Here is a 21,705-nt window from a genome sequence, read left to right as displayed (position 1 = left end):
GGTCGATTGCAGTAACTGAAGTCAAGAGTTGAGGTTTCCCATGCGCATCCTTGTGACCGGCGCGACCGGCTTCATCGGCTCCGCCCTCGTTCCCGAGCTCATCGAGGCGGGACACCAGGTCGTAGGGCTCGCCCGCTCCGACGCCTCCGCCGCCGCGCTCACCGCCACCGGCGCAGAGGCTGTCCGCGGCACCATCGACGACCTTGAGGTCCTGCGGGACACGGCCGCCGCGTCGGACGGAGTGATCCACCTCGCCTTCAAGGGCGACGTCGCGTTCTCCGGCGACTACCGGGGCGCCGCCGAGGCCGACCGCCATGCCGTCGACACCTTCGGCGACGCGCTCGCCGGCACCGGCCGCCCCTTCGTCCTCGCCTCCGGATTCATCGGTCTCCCGTCCGGGCGTGTGGTGACCGAGACGGACGTGCCCACAATCGACGGCTCGCCCTTTCTGATCCGAACCGCTACCGCCCAGGCCGCGCTCGCCTTCGCCTCCCGCGGCGTCCGCTCATCGGTGGTGCGGGTCTCTCCGACCGTCCACGGTGAGGGGGACAAGGCCTGGGTGCCGGGCCTGATCGCCGCCGCCCGTGTCAAGGGCGTCTCCGGCTATACCGGCGACGGCACCAACCACTGGCCGGCAGTCCACCGCCGCGATATCGCACGACTGTTCCGCCTGGCCGTCGAGAAGGCACCCGCCGCTTCGGTGCTGCACGGAGCCGCCGAAGAGGGCGTCGCGCTCCGCGAGATCGCCGAGGTGATCGGCCGTCACCTCGACGTGCCGGTGACCTCCGTGGCCCCTGAGGCCGCGGCTGAGCACTTCGCCTGGCTGAGCCCCTTCGTCGGCCTTGACGTCCTGGCGTCGAACATCCTCACCCGCGAGCTGCTGGACTGGCAGCCGACCCACCCCGGCCTCCTCGAAGACCTCGAAAAGGGCCACTACTTCCACACCCCTGACGCCACCACCTGACCAGCCCCGAAGACGCCACATGCCCGGCCCTTGGGAATGCCGGAGTCATTCAGCGTCGAGGGCCCAGCGCAGATCAGCGATCAGGAGGCCCCCGATCTCGCCCTGGAGGGCCTCCTGAAGCGGGGCTGGTCACGCTGCTCAGCTGGCCTCTGCCTGCGCCTCGGTGTGGGCGAGGCCATCGTCCTGAGTAGCTGGGTGGCCCTTCTGCCGGACCCCACGTACGACAGACGAAGCCTTGAGCCGAAGATTCCGCAGGTGACGAACATGCCTGACAATCTCGGTATGGAGCTGGACGGCGTTGGTGCGGCCTTCGTTCCATCGGCGGGTGAGGTAGGGCTTGAACTGATCCAGTTTGCTGGAGCGAGCGAGGGTCGGGGCCAGGAGTTCGTCCGCGCCGGTGGCGTTGGCGTACTTGCGGACAGTGCGGAAGGCCAGGCCGAGTTCGCGGCTGATGGCGTTCAGCGACAGGCTCTTGGCCCTCAGCGCCTGGACCTGGGCGTAGCGTTCGTGTGTGCGCTCCACCATCGGTCGTTCGTTGCCGTAGGAATCCAGGGCGTCCTGCGTGTGGACATCGTCAACCTCAAACGCCGCGGCATCAGGCAGCTGTGCCCATCGGATCACGAAATCAAGCTGTAAACGCTAGTCCGAAACGATCAGGTTGGGGTCGGCCAGAGACTGCATCACGTCGTCGGACATGTAGACCAACGCCAGCAGCACGAGCGGATCGATGCAGCGGGCTTGGCCGGACGCCACGTCTCTCAGCACTGCTCTAGGTACGTGCCCTGAGGTGTCGACCGAAATCTCGATGGCGGCGAACTCGTTGCCGACCACCACGCCGTCGCCGAAACCGCCGAGCGGGTCGGCGCGGTTGGCTTTCCGCTTGGAACCGTTGAGGCCAGTCATGGCATACCCCGAGTCCGGTGTCTCGTCCAACGTCGATCAGATCAGGAATGTCATGTTGCCCAGCGGTTCGTCGGCGTCGAGCAACATCACCTTTTTCTGGCGGAGCTTGAAGCCCGAAGGCGAGCGTCGCAGCGTGTAGTGACAACGGGCGGCGTAGACCGACTTGCGCCCCAGCCGCAGCTCGACCATGATCGCTCGGGCTGTGGCCTCGACGGTCCCGTCCTCGCCTTGCGGGTTGACGATGCGGATGTTGCCGATCACCCGGCACACCTTCGACTGGGGCTCCTGTGAGTGAGCTCCTCCGGCCGTCAGCCGGAAGCAGCGTTCCTCGAGACGGGCGCGATCGTCGTAGACGATCGAGACGTGCTTCGTCGGGTCGTAGTCGTCGAGGTTGCAGGGCACCCAGTAGGTGCACGGGTCGTCCCACAACGCGAGCCACTCGTCGTACGCGTTCGCGTCGGCCAGCTCCGCCTCCAGCAGCAGGAAGTCGGTCACATCGGCGAGCAAGGTCATGTCGGTCACTTCGCCTCCTCCGCGGTTCGCGTGGTGACGTCGGCCGCGATCTCGGGGCCGGCGCTCATCGCGCGCAGCCAGGCCTGCATCTGGGCGCGCTGCGGCACCTCGTCGGTGACGTTGCCGACCAGCTTGCCGTCCTCCTGCGGTGCGACCGCCAGCCCGCGGGCGAGGACCAGCCAAGGGATGTAGTCGGACTGGAGGCCGATCTGGTTGCGCTCGAAGATCTCGGTGTCGTCGGGGGTGCCGAAGCTGGCAACGCCGCTGAACCACTCGAAGGAGCGGATTCTCTCGGTGTTGACGGAATCCGGCACGCCGTCCAGCATCGCCGGATAGCTCATCACCTCGGTGCGTCCGGCGGCGAGCGGGCGGATGACGCGTACCTGAGATCCAATGAGCTGCAGGTTCGGCCAGACGTGGATGTGCACGTCCCGGGATCGGCGGATGACCTCGGGGGCGTCGTCTCCGTAGGTCTCGGTCATCAGGCGCATGTACTCACGGCCGTCCTCGGTGTCGGGGATGCCGGCCGCGATCGAGGTGTTGGAGGCGGCCCCGACGGCGACCTTGTCCTTCCCGGTCAGGTCCAGGCGGCTGTGGCCGTTGCCCAGGTCCCAGCTTTCGTTCGACGACTTGTCGGAGTTGCCGGCGCCTCGGTTGTACGAGCCGCCCTGCTTGCGCTGGCGCAGATCGAGGACCGTTTTGTGGGTGAAGTTCGTGTGATAGCCGTCCATGCCGACGAACTTCCAGTTGCCCCAGAACATCGACTTGGACGTGCCCGCCGACAGGTTCACGGCACCCGTGGGCGAGGCCTTGACGAAGTCCTCGAGAAAGCCGGCCGACGCGCCCAGGTGTTCGGTCAGCGTGGGGCCGTCCTCGGCCATCGAGGCGAAGATGAACCCCGCGACGGACCCGACCCGGGGGACCCGGGCGAGGCCCAGCGAGCTCTTGTCGAGGCCGTCGTAGCGTGACGGGTACGGAACGCCGACCAGGTCGCCCGAGGAATTGTATGTCCAGCCATGGTAGGGGCAGCGAAAGAAGGAGGCGTTGCCGTACTCATCCATGCACACGGCGGCACCACGGTGCCGGCAGCGATTGAAGAAGATGCCGATCTCACCGTCGGCGCCCCGCGAGACGATGAGCTGCTTCTTGCCGATCCACTTCGTGCAGTAGTCGCCCGGCTGGGGGATCTCTGACTCGTGTGCCACGAACACCCAATAGCGATAGAAGATGTTCTCAAGCTCGGCCTCATAGATGTCTTCGCTCGTGAAGACCGCGGAGTGCACGCGGTCCGGCTGAATCAAGTCAGCGAAGCGAGTCATGCTCCAACCTTTCTCTCCCACATCCGGATCCCGCCACCGGGGCACGATGACCTGCGGTGACGCCGGAACAATCGGACTGTATCCACTCTTCAGTATCCACACAACGTCAGTTTTCGAAGGCTGTCATGATCTCCTCCAGAGACGCTCGCGCGGCCAGCGAACGACGCAACGCGAGCAGCTGTGACGGCGCATTCTGTCCGAAGGCGCCGACGACTCGCTGGTCGCGGAGATACAAGGCGACCATGCTGTCGTCGGCCGGATCGTCGAGCACTATCCGCACCTCGTCCTCGGCGCGCGGTCGGCCGACGATCTGCAGCCGGTTCCCGTACTGGTCCGACCACACGTACGGGACCGGCGCATAAGCGCGTGGACTGTCCGGATGAGTGAGGTTCCAGGCCACGATGCCCGCTTGTTCGACGGCGTTCGTCCAGTGCTCGATGCGCATCGACTCGGCGAACAGCGGGTTCGGCCACCGTGCGACGTCGCCGACCGCGAAGACGTTCGGCACGCTCGCGCGGCAATACTCGTCGCAGACGATGCCGTCGGCGACATAGAGTCCAGACCCGGCCAGCCAGTTCGTGTTGGGAATAGCGCCGATGCCGATGACCACCACGTCACAGCTCAACGCCGTGCCGTCGTCGAGGACGACTCGCTTGCCGGTCGCGCCGACATCCTCGATGCCGCTCACCGAGCGCCCCAGGACGAGCTGGACGCCCTTGCTCTCGTGCAACTGCGCGAGCCGCTTGCCGACGAGGTCACCGAGCACCCGGCTGAGGGGGAACGCGAACGGCTCGATCACGGTGACGCTCGCCGACCTCGCTGCCGCCCCCGCGGCCACCTCCGAGCCGATGAAACCGGCTCCCACGACCACGACCCGAACCGGCGCGCCGACGGCGTCGCGAAGGCGCACGGCATCCTGCACCGTACGCAGGTAGTGCACACCGGGGCGCGCAGGGACGGAGGGCAGTTCGCGCGGCGCGGCGCCCGTGGCGATGACCAGGTCGGAGTACGTGATCACGGTGCCATCGGCCAAGCGCACCGTACGCGCGTCGGCGTCGAGGCCGACGCCGACGGAGCCCCGCCGCAGGTCGATCCGGGCCTTGTCCAGATCCGCCGGCGAACGCAACATGACCGATTCGGCGCTGGCACCCGCTGTGAGAACCTGCTTCGACAGCGCGGGACGATCGTAGGGGAGGTCCTGGCCCGCTTCGAGGATGGTGATGCCGCCCTCGAACGAGAGGCGGCGCAGCCCCTCGGCTGTCCGCACGCCGGCGATCGAACCACCGACGATCAGAACGTCGCTGTGGTCGGTCATTCCTCGACCTCGATCGCTTCCGCGGGGCAGGCGAAGGCCGCCGTACGCGCACGCTCCTGCTCGGCCGGCTGCACCGTCCCGTCGCCGATGAGCTGAGCGCGGTTGTCACCACCCATGCGGAACAGGTCGGGTGCGAGGGCGATGCACTCTCCGAACCCACAGCACTTTTCGAACTCGATGTACAGCTTCACGAGAACTCCCTGATGTCACCTATGCGCCGCCCGCCGCCGGCCCGGCGAGAAGGCCGGCCAAGGGCCCTGCCCGCCGAGCCGACGGAACACGATCAAGCCCGGCCGTAGCCGTATGGATTGACCCGGACGTCCACGAGGACCGTGCCGCCCGTGCCGACCTCGTCGAACGCCTTGCGCAGCGTCGGCTGGAGCTCGTTCGGGTCGAGGATCGGACCGTACGCCGACAGCCCGTGGCCACGAGCTATCGTCGCCAGGTCCGGGTCGGGATCGCGCAGGTGCTGTCCCACGGTCCGGTTCTCGACCGGGCGTGAGCGTTGCTGCGCGACCTGCTGCTGGTGTCCCTCGTCGTTGAAGTAGGACCGGTTGTTCGCGACGATCACCAGTAGCGGCAGCCGGTAATGAGCGGCGGTCCAGAGCGCTGAGCCGCCCATCAGGTAGTCACCGTCCCCCAGCACGGCGACCGGCACCCGGCCCGTCCCGTCCAGGGCCAGCGCGGCCCCGACGGCGATACCGGGCCCGGACCCGACGCCGCCGCCACCGTCGCGGCCGAGGTAGTCCAGCGGCTCGGAGAACAGCGCGTCCTCGCCGGACCAGCCCAGCGGCAGCGTGGTGTAGGTGATCTTGCTGCCGGAGCCGGCCTCCCGGATCGCGGCCGCGAGATCGGACATCAAGATGGGGTCGCCCTCGACCTGAGGGCGAACGTCCGACCGCGTGGCCGGGAACGCCGGAGGCCAGTCCGGCCGGTCGATCGGCGGGTTCTCGCCCACGCGGGGCAGAAGAGCCGAGACCATCTGATCCGCGCCGGCCGTCACCTCCAGGTCCGAGGAGACCAGCGCGAAATGGTCCTTGGTCCACCCGTTGAGCAGAGCCCCCAGGTTCTTGCAGTTGACCACCCGGGGCCGTGGGCCGTCGCCGAACGCCGCGGCCAGGGTTCCGGAGAGCTCTGTCCAGTTCAGGCTGAGGATCAGGTCGCTTTGACGTACCAATTCGAGGCCGGTCTTGCTCAGCCGGCCCGCCCCGGGTGTGGCGGGGTGGCGCGGATGTTCGACGGGGAAGGCCGCAGGCATCCGCATATCGGTCAGGCAGCAGGCGTTCAGCGCCTCGACCAAGGCCACCCGCCGATTCCACTCCTCCTCGGTGCGACCGGCCCGGCCGAGCAGGATCAGCGGCCGCTCGGCCGCGGCGAGCATCGCGAGGATCTCGCCGACCGTGTCCGCGTCCGGCGCCGGATCGGTGGCGACCGGATACCGTCCGGGCTCAGGAACCTTGACGGAGGCGTCGAGCTCGCACTCCTGGATCTCCGAGTCGAGGCAGATGTACACCGGGGCGGCCGGCTCCGTCCGCGTGAGCAGATGGCCGCGCAGCAACGACTCCAGCGCCGCCTCCACCGAGCCTGGCTGGTCGTCCCACTTCACGTAGTGGCGGACGATCGCCGCCTGGTCGGCGGAGGTGTGGACCCAGTCGATCCACGGCCGGCGCTTCGCGGCATCCAGCGGGCCGGTCGCGCCGATCAGGACCATGGGGGCCCGGTCACAATAGGCGTTGTAGATCGCCATCGCGGCGTGCATCAGCCCCACGTTGCTGTGGAGTCCGACGAGCATCGGCCGGCCGGTCACCTTGGCATAACCCTGTGCGATGGCGACGGAGTGCTCCTCGTGCAGGCACACGACAAGCTGCGGGCCGGTGTTGCCGAGGTAGTTCACGATGCTGTCGTGCAGTCCCCGATAGCTCGAGCCTGGAACCATGGCGATGTAGGGCAGGTCAAGGCGGCTGAGCAGTTCGGCGATGGCGTCACTGCCCCACTCCATGGGCGGACGTTCGGCGATCGGCACGTTGATGAGCTCAGGTTTCACGGAAACTCCCTGCGCATCCGCCCGGCAGTCGCCGCCCGTGCTCACACACGAACGTGCACCGTCTTCGTCTCGGTGTAGCTGAGCATCTCGTCGAAGCACTCCTCACGGCCGACGCCGGAGTTCTTGAAGCCGCCGAACCCGGTGCCGAGGAAGTGCCGCGACACACCGTTCACCCAGACGTAGCCGGCGCGGACATCGCGCGCCGCCCGCATGGCCAGGCTCAGGTCGTTGGTCCAGATGGACGCGGTCAGGCCGTAGTCGACGTCGTTGGCGAGCCGCATCGCCTCATCGACGTCCCGGTAGCGGACCAGGGACATCACCGGGCCGAAGATCTCTTCCCGGAAGATGCGCATCCGCGGGGTGACGTCGGCGAAGACCGTCGGGCGCAGCCAGTAGCCGCGCTCGAACCCGGGACCCTCCGGGCGGCCGCCGCCCGCGACCAGGCGTGCTCCGTCCTCGATCCCCGCCTGGATGTAGGCGAGAGCCTTCTCGTACTGTGCCCGCGAGTTCATTGGGCCCGCACCACTCTCCTCCTTGGCGGGGTCTCCCTGGACGATCGCCTCGGCCTTCGCGACCACGCGCTCAAGGACGGCGTCGTAGAGCGAGTCCGGGAGCAGGATGCGGCTCATCGAGCCACAGGACTGCCCCATCCAGCCGAAGTTCATGCCGGCGACCGCATTCGACGCGACCTCGTCGGGATCGGCATCGGGGAACACGATCATCGGATTCTTGCCGCCCAGTTCAAGGCTGACGTGCTTGACCGCCACCTCGGCCGCCGCACGCTGGATCGCCATTCCGGTCGGCACGGAGCCGATGAAGGAGATCCGCTTCACCAGCGGGTGACGCACCAGCGGGACGCCGGCGCCGGCCCCGTCGCCGGTCACGATGTTGACCACTCCGGGTGGAAGCGTCTCCCGCACGATCTCGGCGAGCACGGTGGCCGACAAGGGCGACTGTTCTGACGGTTTGATCATCACGCAGTTGCCCGCCATGAGCGGGGCCCCGAATTTCGCGGCGAACAGGATCGGGTGGTTGAACGCCACGATCCGCCCCACCACCCCATAGGGCTGGCGAACGGAGTAGTGCAGCGCGTCGGCACTGGCGGGAATCGTCTCACCCTTGAGCTCGGTTCCGAGGCCGGCGAAGTACTCGATGCCCCGCACCGCGCTCGCGACGTCATGACGAAGCTTGGCGATGGTGTTGCCGGTGTCGCGGACCTCGATGTCGAGGATCCGCTTACCCTCTTCCCGCAGGCGCCGCGCATAGCCCCGGAGGGCTTGGGCGCGCTCGGTCATCGACAGTCCGGCCCATGCGTCGAAGGCGCCCAGCGCGGCGTCCACCGCGGCGTTGACGTCCTCCGGTCCAGCAGCGGGTACGCGGCCGATGACCTCCTCGGTGGCCGGGTTCACCGACTCCAGCCAATTCGAGGTCCGGCTCTCCACGAGCTCACCGCCGATGAGCATCCGCCCATCAATGAGTTCCGACACCTGTGCTCCTTCTCTTCGCGTTGCCCCGTGCGTCAGCGTGGGTCGCGTTCTCAGTTCGGGGTCCCAGAGGGACGCCTGGGACGGTGGCCTGGCCGACCCGGTCGCGTGCGTGTGGCCGGCCCGCGACCGGGTCAGGTTGCCGCCGACGTCCGACCGCGGTCTGCCGCTCAGCCGGACAGGTCAACGAAGATCTTGCGCCAGTCGTCCGGCACGGGCTGGCCCGTCGCCTTCATGAAGGTGACCAGCCTCTCTGCGGACTGCTCGTTGACCTGGGGCTGCTTGGCGATGGCGCCGCCGTCCCGCTGGTCCTGAACACCCGCCAGCACGGCCTCCTTGGGGCTGCCCTTGAAGTGCTGGTTGTAGACCCACTCGTCGACCACTTTGGAGTTCTCGTAGACCAGCTTCTGCGCCTCCCCGAGCGCCTGTCTGAAGTCGGTCACGAGCTGCTTGTTGTTCTTGTAGAACTCCGGGGTGACCGCGACGACCGACGTCAGGGTGTTGGTCAGCTCGGGTACTTCGCCACCGCTGACGTTGATGAAGACCTTCGCGTAGCCCTCCGACTCCGCGACCTGCGGGTAGGGCGAGCCCATGCTGCCGGCGACGACCTTCTCGCTCTTGAGCGCGGCCAGAGTCCCCGGAGCGGAACCCAGCGAGGTGATCTTGAAGCCATCGTCGGGCAGACCGGCGAGCTGGAACATGTACTTGGCCATGTAGCTGCTGGACCCTTGAGGGCTGGAGACGCCCCACGGCTTGCCGGAGAGAAACTTCATCTTGTCCTTCAGCGGCGAGTCGTCCTTCAGGCCGCTCTTCTTCCAGTCGGCGGCGGTGACGAGGACCGACTCGGGGAACCCGTCTCCGATCTGTGCGATGATCGGGAACTCCTGGCCCTGCTGCAGGGCGGCCACCGGGTTGACCGACGAGGTGATCGCCATGTCGGTGCTGCCGCCGAGGGTCGCCTGCAGGCCGCCGGCACCGTGAATCTCGACGAACTCCGTCTCGATGTTGTGCTTCTGGAAGATGCCGTTGCCCTGCGCGTACAGGACGGCCGAGTTCATGGTCGAGATGAACGGCGCCGCGATCCGGATCTTCCTGTTGCCGGTCTTCGCGTCCGCCGTGATCATCTGGCCGCCGCTGCTGCAGGAGGTCAGCGCCGATGCCCCGAGCAGAACGCCCAAGGCGACGCGCACCAGCCGATGCGTTCTCCTGGTGCTGGACCTGGTCATTCCTGCACTCCTTCGCCTTGCCACAGCGCCACCTTGCGCTGGATCATCCGCAGAACCGAATCGATGGTCATCGCCGTGATGGTGATCGTCAGCACCGCGACGAGCACGCCCGCGGAGTCGTAGCGCTGGCCGGAGTCAAGAGCCAGGTAACCCAAGCCCTGCGAGGACGCCACGAACTCGCCGACCACCGCACCGATCAGCGCGATGGGGAACGCGACGCGCAGGCTGGTGAGCAGCCAGGTCATCGCCGAGGGAAGGTACAGGCCGGCGATGATCTGGCGCTGGCTCGCACCCATCAACCGGAACTGGTCGAGCAGGTTGCGATCGATGCGCCGGGTGGCGTTCCACACGTTGTAGAAGATCACCCACATGCACGAGAACGTCGCGACGAACACCTTCATGGTGAGATCGACGCCGACCCAGACCACGATGAGCGGGGACAACATGATCTTCGGCGTGGAGTAGAGCATGGAGGCGAACGGCGCGATGACCCGCGAGACGGACTCGTAGATGCCGAAGAGCAGGCCCAGTGTGCTGCCGATCAGCGCACCGATCGCGAAGCCGATGCCGCAGGCGCGCATGGTGTAGGCCAGGTCCGAGAGTAGCTTGCCGCCTTCCATGAACTCGCCGAAGCGTTGGACGACGAGCGTCGGGCTGGAGACGATGAACACGGGGAAGATCCGGCCGCTGACGAACTGCCACGTCGCGCAGAGGACCACCACGATGGCGACCCGGATGCTCCAGAGCCTGACCTGGTCGGCCAGTCGCTCCCGGCGTCGGTCCCGCTCCTCGGCAGACGCCGCCGTACCGGACGACGGCCTGGACACCGACTTGGGCGCCACTGTCGTCATGAGACTTCCCTCCCGCCGCGGGGCGCGGCAGTCATGGTGTGGTCGCCGTCGCGTTCGGCGGCGGAGTTGCTCAGAGCGACACCGTCCGCGGACAGGTTGCCGGCGATCGTCTTCCACAACCTGGCTTCGTGCACCGCGTACGCGGGCGCCTGCCGAAGCTCGAAGGCCGAGACCTTGCGCGGGAGGTCCTCGAGCTGGTCGATCTGGTCGATCGTGCCCGGTGCTCCCGCCATGGCGACCACCTCGTCACCGAGGGTCAGCGCCTCGGAAAGGTCGTGGGTCACGAAGATCGTGGTGAGATCGGTCCCCTCGATCCTGGACTTCAGGAACTCCTGCATGCGCACCCGGAGCACGGCGTCGAGGGCGCCGAACGGCTCGTCCATGAGCAGCAGCGCCGGCTCGGTGACCAGCGTGCGCGCGAGCTGGACGCGCTGACGCATGCCTCCGGACAGCTCCCGTGGGTAGGCGTTGAGCCAATCGCCGAGACCGACGCTCCCGGCCATGTCGGCCGCCCTGTCGCGCCGCTCCGCTCGCGGCACGGCGTTGATCTTGAGTGGAAGCGCGATGTTCCCCAGGACCGTCTTCCAGGGCAGCAACGTCTCCCGCTGGGTGACGTATCCGATCCCGGGGTGGAGCTTGCTCCATTCCTTCCCCTGGTACCGGAACACGCCACTCGTGACTTTCAGCAGGCCCGAACACACGTGCAGGAGTGTGGACTTGCCACACCCGCTGGGTCCGACCACGCATACGAAGCGTCCCTTGGACACGGTGAGGTTGATGTCCATCACGGCGGGACGGACGGTGCCCTTGCCGGGGTAGGCCACCGTCACATCCTCGAACTCCACCACGGGCACCTCTGTGTTGCCGGTGTCGGCGACTTGAGGCGAAACGTCGCCCAATTCTCAGCCCTCCTCAACGTGTCCTCGGCTGCTTGAGCAGCCGGGAACGCGTTCTCCGATCGGGTTATTGGCATCCACTAACGGTTGCTGTCTCATGCTGTGTCGGCTGCCGGAGTCTGACCGAGCCATCGCCCGATCACGTATCGGTCCAGGTCACGTCGGTGATGGTGTCAGGTGTATACAGATTACTGATGCCGGAACCTGTGTCAAGGGTTACATCGGTATTGCCGTCGCGTCACAAGCGGCTGTCGTGGGAGAGCTGTGCGCTGCCCGCGGAGCGGTCGTTGCGGACCGGTTCGATCTCGCGAGACAGGCACTAGCCGAAATTCTGGCAACTGTATACTCTTTCGCGTATTGCAGCCTGACTTGGAGGTCGGAATGACACTGCAGCTGCGCGGCACCTTCTCGCCGAACCCGCGGGTGGCGCCGCTTGTCGACGGCACCATTCAGCCCAAGGGCATTGAGATCACGTGGGAGGGTGGCCAGGCGGGCGACCTGCATTCGATGCACCTTCGTGACAGCGCGCACGACGTGTTCGAGTTCTCCATCTCGAACTTCATCGTCACTCGCCAGCGGCCGAAGGACCTGTGGGACTGGGTGATGATCCCGGTCTTCGCCAGCAAGGCCACACTGGGGCTGAATACGTGGGTGAACACCGGCGCGGGCATCGAGAGCGGCGCCGACCTGAAGGGCAAGAGATTCGGGATCCCCGACTACACGATGACCGCGGGTCTGTGGTTCCGCGCTCAGCTCGACGTGCTCTGGGGCATCCGCTCCCAGGAGATCGACTGGTATATCGGCCGGCAGGGCGAAGAGAGCCACGGTCGCCAGATGGGCTTCGAAGCGAATCCCCCCAAAGGGGTGACACTGCATTGGACCGGCGCCGGCGATGTGAATCGCATGCTGCAGACCGGCGAACTCGACGCCTCGTTCCCTGCGGGCGGGACCGTCATTGACACATCGACCGGCAAGGTGGCCCGGCTCTTCCCGGACGGAGGCCGCCGGTTCATGGCGGACTTCCGGCAGAAGACCGGCTTTCTGCCGGTCAACCACGCCGTGCTCGTGCAGCGCCGCCTGGTCGAGAGGGAGCGGTGGGTGCCCGAGGCGCTCTTCGAGGCGTTCGAGGCCGCCAAGCAGGAGGCGTACCGGCGTGACCGCGCGAGCGCCGGGGTGTTCCGCGAGGAGAACGGCGACATGGACTGGCAGGCTTCCGCCTTCGGCGTCGACCCCTTTCCCTATGGATTGGCCGCCAACAAGGCGATGCTCGACATGGCCGCGCGGCAGTCGAACCTCGACGGGCTGACAACCGATCGCTGGGACGTCGAACAATTCGTCGCGGAGAGCCTGCGCGACACATGAGGCCGTGCCGTCGGCACGGCACGGCCGATCGGTCGGCGACGCGCTCGAAACGTGCACATTCGGCCCGTTTCGGCTTCGGTGTCCCACCGACGCCCCGGCGGCAGGCGCGGTGGGACAGGTTCTCAAGTCTCGAGCCGGGACCACCGGGCCTCAGGCGATGGAGTTCGCCATGTCGGCCACGTTGCTTTCCTCGGGCGTTCGGGGGAGGGGGGTGTCCGAGGTCGCACCCAGCGAGGCATTCTTGCTCAGACCCGGGCTGCCCGCCTGCCACACGTCACGTGTGATCGGCGAGCCCTCCAGCAGGCGGGGCCGGTGGTCGGGGTCGACGACGTCGTGCTCGGTGCAGAACTCGAAGGAGATGCCGGTCATGGGATCGGCGATGTAGACGCTGATCGAGCCGGACGCGGCGTGCCGGAGCACGTCCTTCTGTAGTTGCGCGCCCTGACGCAGCGCGATGTTCCTGGCTCGCATCACGTCGTCGATGTTCTCCACGAGGATGCAGAAGTGGTCCATGGACGCGGCGCGCTGAGGGCTCGAACGGAAGATGCCAAGTGAATGGTGATAGTTGTTCGCCGACCGCATGAACACCGCATTGCGCTTGATCCAATCCGACGCCCGGAATCCGAGGAGGTCGGCATAGAAGCGATGCGCCGCGACGGGGTCGGCGGAGAACCACACCGCGTGCAGCATCTCCGTCATGCGGACGGCGTCCTGGGCCGGCTTCACGGCACGGGACAACATGTCGGTGTAGACATCGACCTCGACCCCGTCGGGGTCGGTGAACCGCAGACCGCGGTCGATCCCGTCGCCCTCCAGATCGCCGACCTCCTCGAACCGGATGCCGCGCTCGTCCAGCCGGTTCGCGACATCGGACAAGGCTTCATCGCCCGCGAGCTGGAAGCCCACGCGCAACAACCCGCGCCTGTGCTGGTTCTCCTCCAGTCGCAGCCAATGGTGATCGTAACCGCCGCCGAGGAAGCTCGTTCCTTGCGCGGAGTCGTGCACGGTGAGATGGCCGACGTTCGCATAGAACTTCGTCGACTCGGCGAGGTCCGGGACGCCCATCACGACGTATCCGAGGCGCTCCACTGACTGCTCCATGATTGCTCCCATTTCCGCCATTACGGCTTGATTTGCTGTCGTGTGGGTGATTCTCGTCGTTCTGTAGCGGTGTGGCCAGTAGGGACGCCGCCTGTGGGCAACGCGAACAGCGGGCCGGGGCGGAGCATTCGCCCTGACGCGGCTCACCCGACGACCTCTTGACGTGCGCAGAGTTGTCACTAGACTGTATACAGTTTCCGGGTTAGTCAAGGGCTGAGTGCCCCGATCGGCCGATTCCGGTCTACTCGATCACCGCGCCGCTTTTCCTTTAGGAACTGTCATGACTCTTCTGCTTGATGACCGCTCAGTGAGCAGCGTGCTCGATCCGGCCTCGCTCGTCGAGGCGATCGAGCATGCCATCCGGACCGACGCAGAGGTCCCCGCCGATGTGCCAGGACGGATGAACCTCTCGGGTGGTGGCCGGTTCTTCCGCATCATGCCCGCGGTGGTGCCCCATTCGGGCGTCATGGGCTTGAAGACGTTCTTCGGCGGCAACGGCGTGGGCGTGCGATACCTGATCATGCTCGCCTCCATTGAGACCGGCGAGGTCCTGGCGATGATGGATGCCTGTTACCTGACGGCGGCGCGGACCGCCGCGACGAGCGCGATAGCCGCGCGGGCCCTGGGGGTCAAGGCGACGCGCCTGGGCGTGCTCGGGTCCGGCCTGGAGGCCGAGGCTCATCTGCGCACGTTCGCCGCGGTGAGCGAGATCGATGAGATCAAGGTGTTCAGCCCGAACCCGGAGAGCCGGGAGCGGCTCGCCGACCGCCTACGCGAGGAGCTCGACCTGCCGGTGGCGCCGGCTGTCACGGCCGCAGAAGCCTGCGCCGGGGTCGGCCATGTCATCACCGCGACGAACACCGGCTATGGAGGCCCGATCGCATGTGAGTCCGGCTGGCTCCCGTCCGGGCTGCACATCAGCGCGATCGGCTCCACACATCGCGACCTTCGTGAGCTCGACACGGCCGTCTTCAGTCGTGCGGGAACCCTCGTCTTCGACGCTGATCCGGAGCAGATCGCGGATGAGTCCGGCGACATCCGCCGGTTCGTCGAGGAGGGCGGCGGCCTCGGCTCCGTCCTGCGCCTCAGCGACCTGCTCCAAGGCAAGGCCGCGCTCCCTGAGGACGCGCAGGGAGACCTCACCATCTTCAAGTCCGTCGGCACCGCTCTCCAGGACATGGTCGCCGCCGAGCTGGTATACCGACGCGCGGTCGAGGCCGGTCTCGGAGGGACGTGGGACGAGCTGGCCATACCCAAGAGCCGCCGGTGACCGTCGCAGCACGCTTCCACCCATATTTGTGACAAGGAGAACCAACCACACCATGACGATCGCCATCGGTAAGCACGAAGTGCGGGACTGGGCTCATGAACACTTCCATGGGGTCAACAACGTGGTCATCCCGAGCTTCTCGGCCGACCTGACCCACCTGAACGAACCCGGCATCCGCCATGACATCCGGCGGGTGATCGAGCTCGGCTTCACGGGCACATTGCTCGTCAGCGAGGTCAACATCACGCTCGACGAGTACGTCCGCTTCACGGAGATCGCCCAGGACGAGGCGGGCGATCGGCTCAACCTGATCTTCCATGCGTCGTTCAACACCCTGGAGGAGAACATCGCCGCCGCGCGGCGTGCCGCGGCGGCGGGAGCCCGTCTCGCCCTGCTGTCCTACCCGCCGTGCTTCTATCCGAGGTCCCTGCAGGAGCTCTACGACTACACCAAGGCGTTCTGCGACGCGACCGACCTGGCCGTCATCCTCTTCCCGATGACGCATTGGGGCTTCGAACGTCTCCACTCCGCCTCATTGCCCGTCGACATGCTCACGGACCTGGTCGACGCCGCGCCGAACGTCGTCTCGGTGAAAGCAGAAGGCGGGTTCCCGTCGGTGGCCGGCTTCGCGCACGCCTGGCATCGGCTCTCGGAGAAGGTGCTGATCACTATGCCGATCATCCAGGAGGCCATCGCGCTGGCCGCACTCGTCCCTCTGCGGGTGATCGCGACCTCGAACACCGAATACTATGGCGACACCGCTCCGCGGATGCTGGCCTTGGCCCAGGAGGGCAAGATCGACCAGGCCATGGACCTGCTCTGGAAGATCGCCCCCGCATGGCGGGCCAACGGCAACGTCGCACCGGTCCCGCACGCCCACTCCGTGAACCGGGCCGCGTGGAAGTATCAGGCGTGGCTGGCGGGCTTCAACGGCGGGCCCATGCGTGTCCCGGCGAATCGGCTGCACAGCGGCGAGATGGCGGCCTTCCGGCGCGCGCTGGTGGACTCGGGGCTCTGGGTGACCCAGGACCCCGACGAGGACTATTTTGTCGGGCGCAATCCGCAGTGAACGTGTGGTGCGAGCGACATGGGACCGCGTCCCTGTATCGCTGAGACGGATCCGGGTAGCTGGACGGTGGCGCTTCCATGCTTTGGCAACTGTATACGCTTGAGACTATATACTTGAGGGGTGGCCAAGAATAATGAGAGAGCGCCGAAGAAGTCGACATCCTCTCCTATGAGCGGCAAGACACTTGGCAGTCTCGACCAGACATCGGTCACGAGCAGGGGTGCCGTTCCCCGTACGACGCTCGGGGATCATGTCTACGAGCGGGTCCGTGACGCCATCATTCGAGGAGAGATCCCGGCCGGCACCGAGATCAACCAGGTCGAGCTCGCCAATGCCCTGAGCGTGAGCCGTGTTCCGGTGCGTGAGGCCCTCCGGCGGCTCCAGGCAGAACGTCTGCTCGACGCGAATCCCTTCCAGCGTTACGTTGTCACGAAGCTCTCTCCGGAGCAGGTGCTCGAACTGTTCGACCTGCGCCAGACGCTGGAGACCTTCGCCGCGCTCCGCGCTCGATCGCGTGCGGACTTCTTCGAATCCGACCTCCCGGCGGCGCGGGCCCTTGCCCGTTCCATGGATCTGGACATGTCGGCGGAGGAGTGGCTGCAGACGGACATGCAGTTCCATCGCCTGCTCTACGGCCGTGACGCCGCGGCGTCCTCCATCATCGACGAGGTGCGGTTCCGGATCTACCGTTACGTGCACCTCGCGGGTCCCGACCTCCCACGTCGCGAGGAGGTGCTCGTCGAGCACGAGGCCATCCTCGACGCCCTCGAACGGGGCAGCGATGACGAGATCCGCGCCCTGATCGAGACTCATGTCGGGCACACGCGCGACCGGCTCGTTCGCATGGGCTCGATCGAGGACGACGGCGAGTAGCCGGACGACTGAGGGGGACGTGCCGCTTGGGCCTTCGGCTTGGCGGCCTCCATTCCTCCAGGCCCGTCTCTCCCACCCGAGTCTCTTGGCAGTAATGAGGGGGCATGTCTATATTTTTCTCTGCGAACTGAATACACTATTCTGTTGAGAGGATCCTGTGAGTATTAGCGAGCGCCGGGTCGGCACGTTGGGCAGCGAGCTCACGTTCGCGGGTCAGGCAACGCGGGCCCTGCTCGGCCACCGGCCGGGGCTGGGCCGACCGGAATACTTCCCGACGATGGACAGCGTCGTCACCGCGGTGCTCGACGGCGGAGTCGACGTCGGGGTGCTGACGTCCGAGACCTCCAACACCGCGTGCACCGAGACCGCCGCTCGCATTCTCGCCGGAGAGAGACTCTTCGTCAGCGACGAGATCGTGGTGCCCTACCACTGCGCGCTCCTGGGCAAGCCGGGCAGCCGGCTGGAGGACATCAAGCATGTCGGCGGACACGGCTCCATCCGGCAGTGCCGGCGTTTCCTGGAGGAGCGACTGCCTGCCGCGACCGTAGAAATCCACCGGCAGAACTCTGTGGCCGCGGCGCGAGAGGTGCTCGAGAGCGACGGCGCGATGGCGGTGATCGGCACCGAGGCCGCAGCGCGGGCGCTCGGATTGGAGATCATCGAGCGCGACATCGACGACGGCAGCGCTGGAGGGTGGTGGGCACTCACCTCCGCGCTGGAAGTTTCGCCGGGCGCCGACCACCTGGCGGTCCGCGTCGATGGCGGCAGTGAACTCGATGAGGCTCTCGCGCTCCTGTCCTCTCTCGGGCTGGTCGTGCGCACGATCACGAACGCGCCCAGCGGCGAGATCTTCCATTACCGATACCTGCTGATCCTGCGGACGCGGAGCAGCGAGCCCCTCACCGGCCAGGAGATCGAGGCCTTCGGCTCCCGGGTGGTCGGCATCTTCACCACGTCCACCGTTTCTTGACCATTCCACCCGCCGATATGGCGGGAATGACCATGGAGGTGACATGTCCGACTTCGACGGAGCGGATGTTCTCGAGGACTACATCAAGCAGTGCACGAACTGGGGGCGCTGGGGCGAGGACAACTCGCTGGGAACGATGAACTATGTCGGTCCGGAGGAGGTGAGGCGGGCCGCAGCCCTTGTCGAGCATGGCCTCACCATCTCCTGCTCGCTCCCTTACGACCAGCGAGGTCCCCAGACCGGAAGCCTGCGTGCCAACCCGCGCAACGTGATGACGGCGACGGGGGCGGATCATCTCGCCGGAGCACAGGACATCCTCCCGGCCGGATTCGGCCCGGCCAAGGGTTACGGGCGCTCCGACGACATCCTCATCGTGCCCAACCAGGCCGGCACCCAGTGGGACTCGCTCTCCCACATCTTCTGGAAGGGGAGGATGTTCAACGGGCACTCCGCGGGCCTCGTCTCTTCCAGCGGGGCGGCCAGGAACGGCGTGGAGAACTACGCAGGTAAGTTCGTGATGCGAGGCGTGCTGCTCGACGTGGCCCGGCACCTGGGCGTGGACGCTCTCGAGCCCGGTTACGCGATCTCGGTCGAGGAACTTGAGGCCACCGCGGCAGCCGAGGGCGTGCGGATCCAGCGAGGGGACGCGGTACTCATCCGCACCGGCTTCCTCCAGGCTCGCCGGCACGCGTGGGGCGACTACGCGGGCGGTGCCGCCCCCGGGGTCTCGCTGCACACCGCCCCGTGGTTTCACGCCCAGGAGATCGCCGCGGTCGCCTCGGACACCTGGGGCGTCGAGGTTCGTCCCAACGAGATCGACTGCTTCCAGCCTTTCCACGTCGTGGCACTGGTCCACATGGGCTTGGCCATTGGCGAGATCTTCGACTTCCAGGAGCTCGCGGCCGCGTGCGCCCAGTACGGGAAGTACGAGTTCCTCTTCACTGCGCCCGCGCTGCCCATCACCGGCGCGTCCGGGTGTCCCGTCGGTGCCATCGCGGTGTTGTGAGGCACCGGCTGCCGTCCTGACCCTCCAAGAGAGCCCGTAAGAGAGAAGGAATCGATGACCGCGCCGGCCACGCCCGCCCTTGCCCCGCAGCTCCCGGCCATCCCGTCAACACTGCTGGTCGGAGGGCGCTGGCGCCCGGCAGTCGGCGGGGCGACGTTTCCGGTGGACAACCCCGCGACCGGTGAGACGCTGATCGAGGTCGCCGACGCCGACGCGCAGGACGCGCTGGACGCGATCCGGGCCGCCTGTGACGCGCAGCCCGCCCTGGCCGTCCTGTCGCCCGCCCGGCGCGCCTCGTTGCTGCGCCGGGTCGAGGCCGCGTTGCGGGAGCGTGAGGACGAGCTCGCCCTGCTCATCACCCTGGAGATGGGTAAGCCGATCATCGAGTCTCGCGGGGAGGTGGCCTACGCCGCCGACTTCTTCGGCTGGTTCGCCGACGAGGCCCTACGGATCGGAGGCGATTATCGCCTGTCACCCAGTGGACTGACCCGCATCCTCGTCCAGCACAGATCGGTGGGGCCGTGCCTGCTCGTGACACCGTGGAACTTCCCTTTGGCGATGGGGGCGCGCAAGATTGCTCCCGCGCTCGCCGCCGGCTGCCCGTCGGTGCTCAAACCGGCCGAGCAGACGCCTCTGACGAGTCTGCTCCTCGCGCGGATCATCGAGGAGGCTGGTGCCCCCGCGGGCGCGGTCAACGTCGTCACCACCTCCCGTCCCGCCGCGGCCGTCGGCGCCGTGATCCGGTCCGGGCTCGCCCGCAAGCTCTCGTTCACCGGATCGACCGAGGTGGGCAAACTGCTCCTGGCCCAATGCTCCGCCCACGTCATGAGGACCTCCATGGAGCTCGGCGGGAACGCGCCGTTCATCGTGTGCGAGGATGCCGACCTCGACGCCGCGGTCGAGGGCGCATTGCTGGCCAAGATGCGTAACGGCGGCCAGGCGTGCACGGCGGCCAACCGGTTCATCGTCGCGGAGCGTCTTGCCCGCGAGTTCACCAGCAGGCTGGCCGGCCGCATGGGAGAGATGACGGTCGCCGCCGGCTGGCAGGACGGCGCCGAGGTCGGTCCGCTCATCGATGACGCGGCGGTGGCGAAGTTCGAACGCCTGATGGCCGACGCTCTCGACCGGGGCGCGGTGATCGAGGCGGGGGGCGGACCGGCGAACGGCCGGTTCGTGGAGCCCACCGTCCTGAGCAACGTGGTGCCCGGAACGGCCCTGCTCGAAGAGGAGATCTTCGGGCCGCTGGCGCCGATCACGACCTTCCGCGAGGAAGCGGAGGCGGTGAGCGCGGCCAACGGCACCCCCTACGGACTGGTGAGCTACGTGTACACGCGCGACCTGCAGCGCGCGCTGCACATGGTCGACAACCTTGCCAGCGGCATGGTCGGGGTCAACGTCGGCGTCGTGTCGAACGCGGCCGCGCCCTTCGGCGGCATCAAGCAGTCCGGGCTCGGGCGCGAGGGCGGCCTCGAAGGCATCGCCGAGTACCTCGACACGACCTACGCGGCGCTTCCGGCCTGAGGACGGACGTGCGTGCGTCGAGCCGGAACGGAAAGCAAGCAGCAACTGGCAGGTCAAGGAGGCAACGAATGGCGATGCGCATCGTGGGGTTGCGCCATAGCGACGGATCAGTCCACGTGGGGACCCTCACGGACGACGGTCTTCAGGTCGCAGTCCTCGCAGGACTGGAGGAGTTCTGGGCTGAACCTCGACGCTGGCTGGCCGGTGAGCGGGCCATCGGCCAGACGGAGGTCATCCTGCCGCTGGACGATGTCGAACTCGTCCCTCCGGTGCTGCCCGGCGCGAAAGTCATCTGCATCGGGCTGAACTACCTCAAGCACCTCGCGGAGGGACCCTACGCGAGCGACGGTGCGCCCCGACACCCCACCCTGTTCGCACGATGGCCGAGCTCGCTCACCGTCGGAGGCGCGGGTATCCCGGTGCCGTCCGACGAGGCCGGTGTGGACTGGGAGGGTGAGGTGGCGGCCTGGGTCGGCGAGACCCTCGTCGACGCCACGCCGGAGAAGGCCCTGGCGGCCGTGGTCGGCTATTCCGTGTTCAACGACGTGACCTCGCGCCGGGCGCAGAAGCTCACCTCCCAGTGGACACTGGGCAAGAACGGAGACCGTTCCGGTCCACTCGGACCGCTGGTGCCCGCTGCCGAAGTGGGCGACCTGCGTGACGGGCTCACGGTGGAAACGCGGGTGAACGGCACGGTGGTGCAGCAAGGCCGTACCGACGAGATGGTCTACACGGTCGGCGACACGCTCTCGCTCATCAGCCGGACCCTGACCCTTCGCCCCGGCGACCTGCTCGCCACCGGAACCCCGTCCGGGGTCGGCTACACCCGCACACCACCGTGGCTCCTGCGACCCGGCGACGAGGTAGAGGTCGAGGTGGAGCGCCTCGGCGTGCTGCGTAACCCGATCGTGGCCAACCAGGCGCGCCACAAGGCGCCGCCCTCGGGCGCGTCCGTATGAGCGCCTCTCGGGGATCTCGTGGATCTCGGGGGTCCGAAGCGGCCGGGCCGCTCAAGGGC

21 protein-coding genes are annotated in these 21,705 nt (G+C 67.2%); 9 read left to right on the top strand and 12 right to left on the bottom strand.

Annotated features, from left to right (window positions below):
* Positions 1 to 40: 40 nt before the first annotated feature.
* A complete protein-coding gene (locus ACFPZ3_RS12330; protein WP_379514160.1) occupies positions 41 to 964 on the top strand; it encodes an SDR family oxidoreductase in 924 nt (307 codons plus the stop codon).
* 138 nt (positions 965 to 1,102) lie between these two features.
* Here the strand turns inward: ACFPZ3_RS12330 and ACFPZ3_RS12325 are convergent, their stop codons facing one another.
* The 11 genes from ACFPZ3_RS12325 to ACFPZ3_RS12275 form a co-directional block, all read right to left on the bottom strand.
* Positions 1,103 to 1,585: a hypothetical protein gene (locus tag ACFPZ3_RS12325; protein WP_379514159.1), complete on the bottom strand. Its 483-nt coding sequence runs from the start codon at positions 1,583 to 1,585 to the stop codon at positions 1,103 to 1,105.
* 18 nt (positions 1,586 to 1,603) lie between these two features.
* Positions 1,604 to 1,897 carry a hypothetical protein gene (locus tag ACFPZ3_RS12320; protein ID WP_379514158.1) on the bottom strand — a complete coding sequence of 98 codons (294 nt, stop codon included), beginning with the start codon at positions 1,895 to 1,897 and terminating at the stop codon, positions 1,604 to 1,606.
* Positions 1,898 to 1,903: 6 nt separating this feature from the next.
* Positions 1,904 to 2,380: an aromatic-ring-hydroxylating dioxygenase subunit beta gene (locus ACFPZ3_RS12315; protein ID WP_379514370.1), complete on the bottom strand. Its 477-nt coding sequence runs from the start codon at positions 2,378 to 2,380 to the stop codon at positions 1,904 to 1,906.
* Positions 2,381 to 2,385: 5 nt separating this feature from the next.
* Positions 2,386 to 3,699, bottom strand: coding sequence for an aromatic ring-hydroxylating oxygenase subunit alpha (locus ACFPZ3_RS12310; protein ID WP_379514157.1), 1,314 nt, complete (start codon positions 3,697 to 3,699; stop codon positions 2,386 to 2,388).
* Positions 3,700 to 3,805: 106 nt separating this feature from the next.
* Positions 3,806 to 5,014 carry an NAD(P)/FAD-dependent oxidoreductase gene (locus ACFPZ3_RS12305; protein WP_379514156.1) on the bottom strand — a complete coding sequence of 403 codons (1,209 nt, stop codon included), beginning with the start codon at positions 5,012 to 5,014 and terminating at the stop codon, positions 3,806 to 3,808.
* The gene (locus ACFPZ3_RS12300; RefSeq protein WP_345576131.1) at positions 5,011 to 5,205 is read right to left on the bottom strand and encodes a ferredoxin; all 195 of its coding nucleotides are present in this window, start codon (positions 5,203 to 5,205) and stop codon (positions 5,011 to 5,013) included. The genes ACFPZ3_RS12305 and ACFPZ3_RS12300 overlap by 4 nt, the downstream gene beginning before the upstream one ends.
* Positions 5,206 to 5,297: 92 nt before the next feature.
* Positions 5,298 to 7,058, bottom strand: coding sequence for a thiamine pyrophosphate-binding protein (locus tag ACFPZ3_RS12295; protein WP_379514155.1), 1,761 nt, complete (start codon positions 7,056 to 7,058; stop codon positions 5,298 to 5,300).
* 41 nt (positions 7,059 to 7,099) lie between these two features.
* The gene (locus tag ACFPZ3_RS12290; RefSeq protein WP_379514154.1) at positions 7,100 to 8,545 is read right to left on the bottom strand and encodes an aldehyde dehydrogenase family protein; all 1,446 of its coding nucleotides are present in this window, start codon (positions 8,543 to 8,545) and stop codon (positions 7,100 to 7,102) included.
* A 167-nt stretch (positions 8,546 to 8,712) separates the two neighbouring features.
* Positions 8,713 to 9,768, bottom strand: coding sequence for an ABC transporter substrate-binding protein (locus ACFPZ3_RS12285; RefSeq protein WP_379514153.1), 1,056 nt, complete (start codon positions 9,766 to 9,768; stop codon positions 8,713 to 8,715).
* Positions 9,765 to 10,619, bottom strand: coding sequence for an ABC transporter permease (locus ACFPZ3_RS12280; protein WP_379514152.1), 855 nt, complete (start codon positions 10,617 to 10,619; stop codon positions 9,765 to 9,767). The genes ACFPZ3_RS12285 and ACFPZ3_RS12280 overlap by 4 nt, the downstream gene beginning before the upstream one ends.
* A complete protein-coding gene (locus ACFPZ3_RS12275) occupies positions 10,616 to 11,518 on the bottom strand; it encodes an ABC transporter ATP-binding protein (protein ID WP_379514151.1) in 903 nt (300 codons plus the stop codon). The genes ACFPZ3_RS12280 and ACFPZ3_RS12275 overlap by 4 nt, the downstream gene beginning before the upstream one ends.
* A 378-nt stretch (positions 11,519 to 11,896) precedes the next feature.
* Here ACFPZ3_RS12275 and ACFPZ3_RS12270 point away from each other — a divergent pair, with 378 nt between their 5' ends.
* A complete protein-coding gene (locus ACFPZ3_RS12270; protein WP_379514150.1) occupies positions 11,897 to 12,877 on the top strand; it encodes a substrate-binding domain-containing protein in 981 nt (326 codons plus the stop codon).
* Positions 12,878 to 13,027: 150 nt separating this feature from the next.
* On the opposite strand, the gene ACFPZ3_RS12265 is transcribed toward ACFPZ3_RS12270, so the two are convergent.
* A complete protein-coding gene (locus ACFPZ3_RS12265; RefSeq protein ID WP_379514149.1) occupies positions 13,028 to 13,978 on the bottom strand; it encodes a VOC family protein in 951 nt (316 codons plus the stop codon).
* 280 nt (positions 13,979 to 14,258) lie between these two features.
* Between ACFPZ3_RS12265 and ACFPZ3_RS12260 the strand changes: the two genes are divergently transcribed.
* The 7 genes from ACFPZ3_RS12260 (at position 14,259) to ACFPZ3_RS12230 (ending at position 21,646) form a co-directional block, all read left to right on the top strand.
* Entirely contained in the window at positions 14,259 to 15,248 is a 990-nt protein-coding gene (locus ACFPZ3_RS12260) for an ornithine cyclodeaminase family protein (RefSeq protein WP_379514148.1), read from the top strand.
* A gap of 52 nt (positions 15,249 to 15,300) precedes the next feature.
* Positions 15,301 to 16,317 carry a dihydrodipicolinate synthase family protein gene (locus ACFPZ3_RS12255; RefSeq protein ID WP_379514147.1) on the top strand — a complete coding sequence of 339 codons (1,017 nt, stop codon included), beginning with the start codon at positions 15,301 to 15,303 and terminating at the stop codon, positions 16,315 to 16,317.
* A 168-nt stretch (positions 16,318 to 16,485) separates the two neighbouring features.
* Positions 16,486 to 17,190 carry a GntR family transcriptional regulator gene (locus ACFPZ3_RS12250; protein WP_379514146.1) on the top strand — a complete coding sequence of 235 codons (705 nt, stop codon included), beginning with the start codon at positions 16,486 to 16,488 and terminating at the stop codon, positions 17,188 to 17,190.
* A gap of 157 nt (positions 17,191 to 17,347) precedes the next feature.
* Positions 17,348 to 18,160, top strand: a complete 813-nt coding sequence (locus ACFPZ3_RS12245; RefSeq protein ID WP_379514145.1) for a prephenate dehydratase domain-containing protein — start codon at positions 17,348 to 17,350, stop codon at positions 18,158 to 18,160.
* A gap of 43 nt (positions 18,161 to 18,203) precedes the next feature.
* Entirely contained in the window at positions 18,204 to 19,166 is a 963-nt protein-coding gene (locus tag ACFPZ3_RS12240) for a cyclase family protein (RefSeq protein WP_379514144.1), read from the top strand.
* 54 nt (positions 19,167 to 19,220) lie between these two features.
* Positions 19,221 to 20,687 (top strand): NAD-dependent succinate-semialdehyde dehydrogenase, encoded by a 1,467-nt coding sequence (locus ACFPZ3_RS12235; RefSeq protein ID WP_379514143.1) that lies wholly within the window; start codon positions 19,221 to 19,223, stop codon positions 20,685 to 20,687.
* 116 nt (positions 20,688 to 20,803) lie between these two features.
* The gene (locus tag ACFPZ3_RS12230) at positions 20,804 to 21,646 is read left to right on the top strand and encodes a fumarylacetoacetate hydrolase family protein (RefSeq protein WP_379514142.1); all 843 of its coding nucleotides are present in this window, start codon (positions 20,804 to 20,806) and stop codon (positions 21,644 to 21,646) included.
* The last annotated feature ends 59 nt before the right edge of the window (positions 21,647 to 21,705 follow it).

The organism is Nonomuraea insulae (genome assembly GCF_042656245.1).
Note: the sequence above shows the minus strand (reverse complement) of the source record. Positions and strands in the feature narration are given on the sequence as shown.

Excerpts from the sequence above, each read along its gene's own strand:
- ACFPZ3_RS12330 (WP_379514160.1), top strand. The coding sequence starts at position 41 with ATGCGCATCCTTGTGACCGGCGCGACCGGCTTCATCGGCTCCGCCCTC.
- ACFPZ3_RS12315 (WP_379514370.1), bottom strand. The coding sequence starts at position 2,380 with ATGACCTTGCTCGCCGATGTGACCGACTTCCTGCTGCTGGAGGCGGAG.
- ACFPZ3_RS12310 (WP_379514157.1), bottom strand. The coding sequence starts at position 3,699 with ATGACTCGCTTCGCTGACTTGATTCAGCCGGACCGCGTGCACTCCGCG.
- ACFPZ3_RS12305 (WP_379514156.1), bottom strand. The coding sequence starts at position 5,014 with ATGACCGACCACAGCGACGTTCTGATCGTCGGTGGTTCGATCGCCGGC.
- ACFPZ3_RS12285 (WP_379514153.1), bottom strand. The coding sequence starts at position 9,768 with ATGACCAGGTCCAGCACCAGGAGAACGCATCGGCTGGTGCGCGTCGCC.
- ACFPZ3_RS12280 (WP_379514152.1), bottom strand. The coding sequence starts at position 10,619 with ATGACGACAGTGGCGCCCAAGTCGGTGTCCAGGCCGTCGTCCGGTACG.
- ACFPZ3_RS12270 (WP_379514150.1), top strand. The coding sequence starts at position 11,897 with ATGACACTGCAGCTGCGCGGCACCTTCTCGCCGAACCCGCGGGTGGCG.
- ACFPZ3_RS12265 (WP_379514149.1), bottom strand. The coding sequence starts at position 13,978 with ATGGAGCAGTCAGTGGAGCGCCTCGGATACGTCGTGATGGGCGTCCCG.
- ACFPZ3_RS12260 (WP_379514148.1), top strand. The coding sequence starts at position 14,259 with ATGACTCTTCTGCTTGATGACCGCTCAGTGAGCAGCGTGCTCGATCCG.
- ACFPZ3_RS12255 (WP_379514147.1), top strand. The coding sequence starts at position 15,301 with ATGACGATCGCCATCGGTAAGCACGAAGTGCGGGACTGGGCTCATGAA.
- ACFPZ3_RS12250 (WP_379514146.1), top strand. The coding sequence starts at position 16,486 with ATGAGCGGCAAGACACTTGGCAGTCTCGACCAGACATCGGTCACGAGC.
- ACFPZ3_RS12240 (WP_379514144.1), top strand. The coding sequence starts at position 18,204 with ATGTCCGACTTCGACGGAGCGGATGTTCTCGAGGACTACATCAAGCAG.
- ACFPZ3_RS12235 (WP_379514143.1), top strand. The coding sequence starts at position 19,221 with ATGACCGCGCCGGCCACGCCCGCCCTTGCCCCGCAGCTCCCGGCCATC.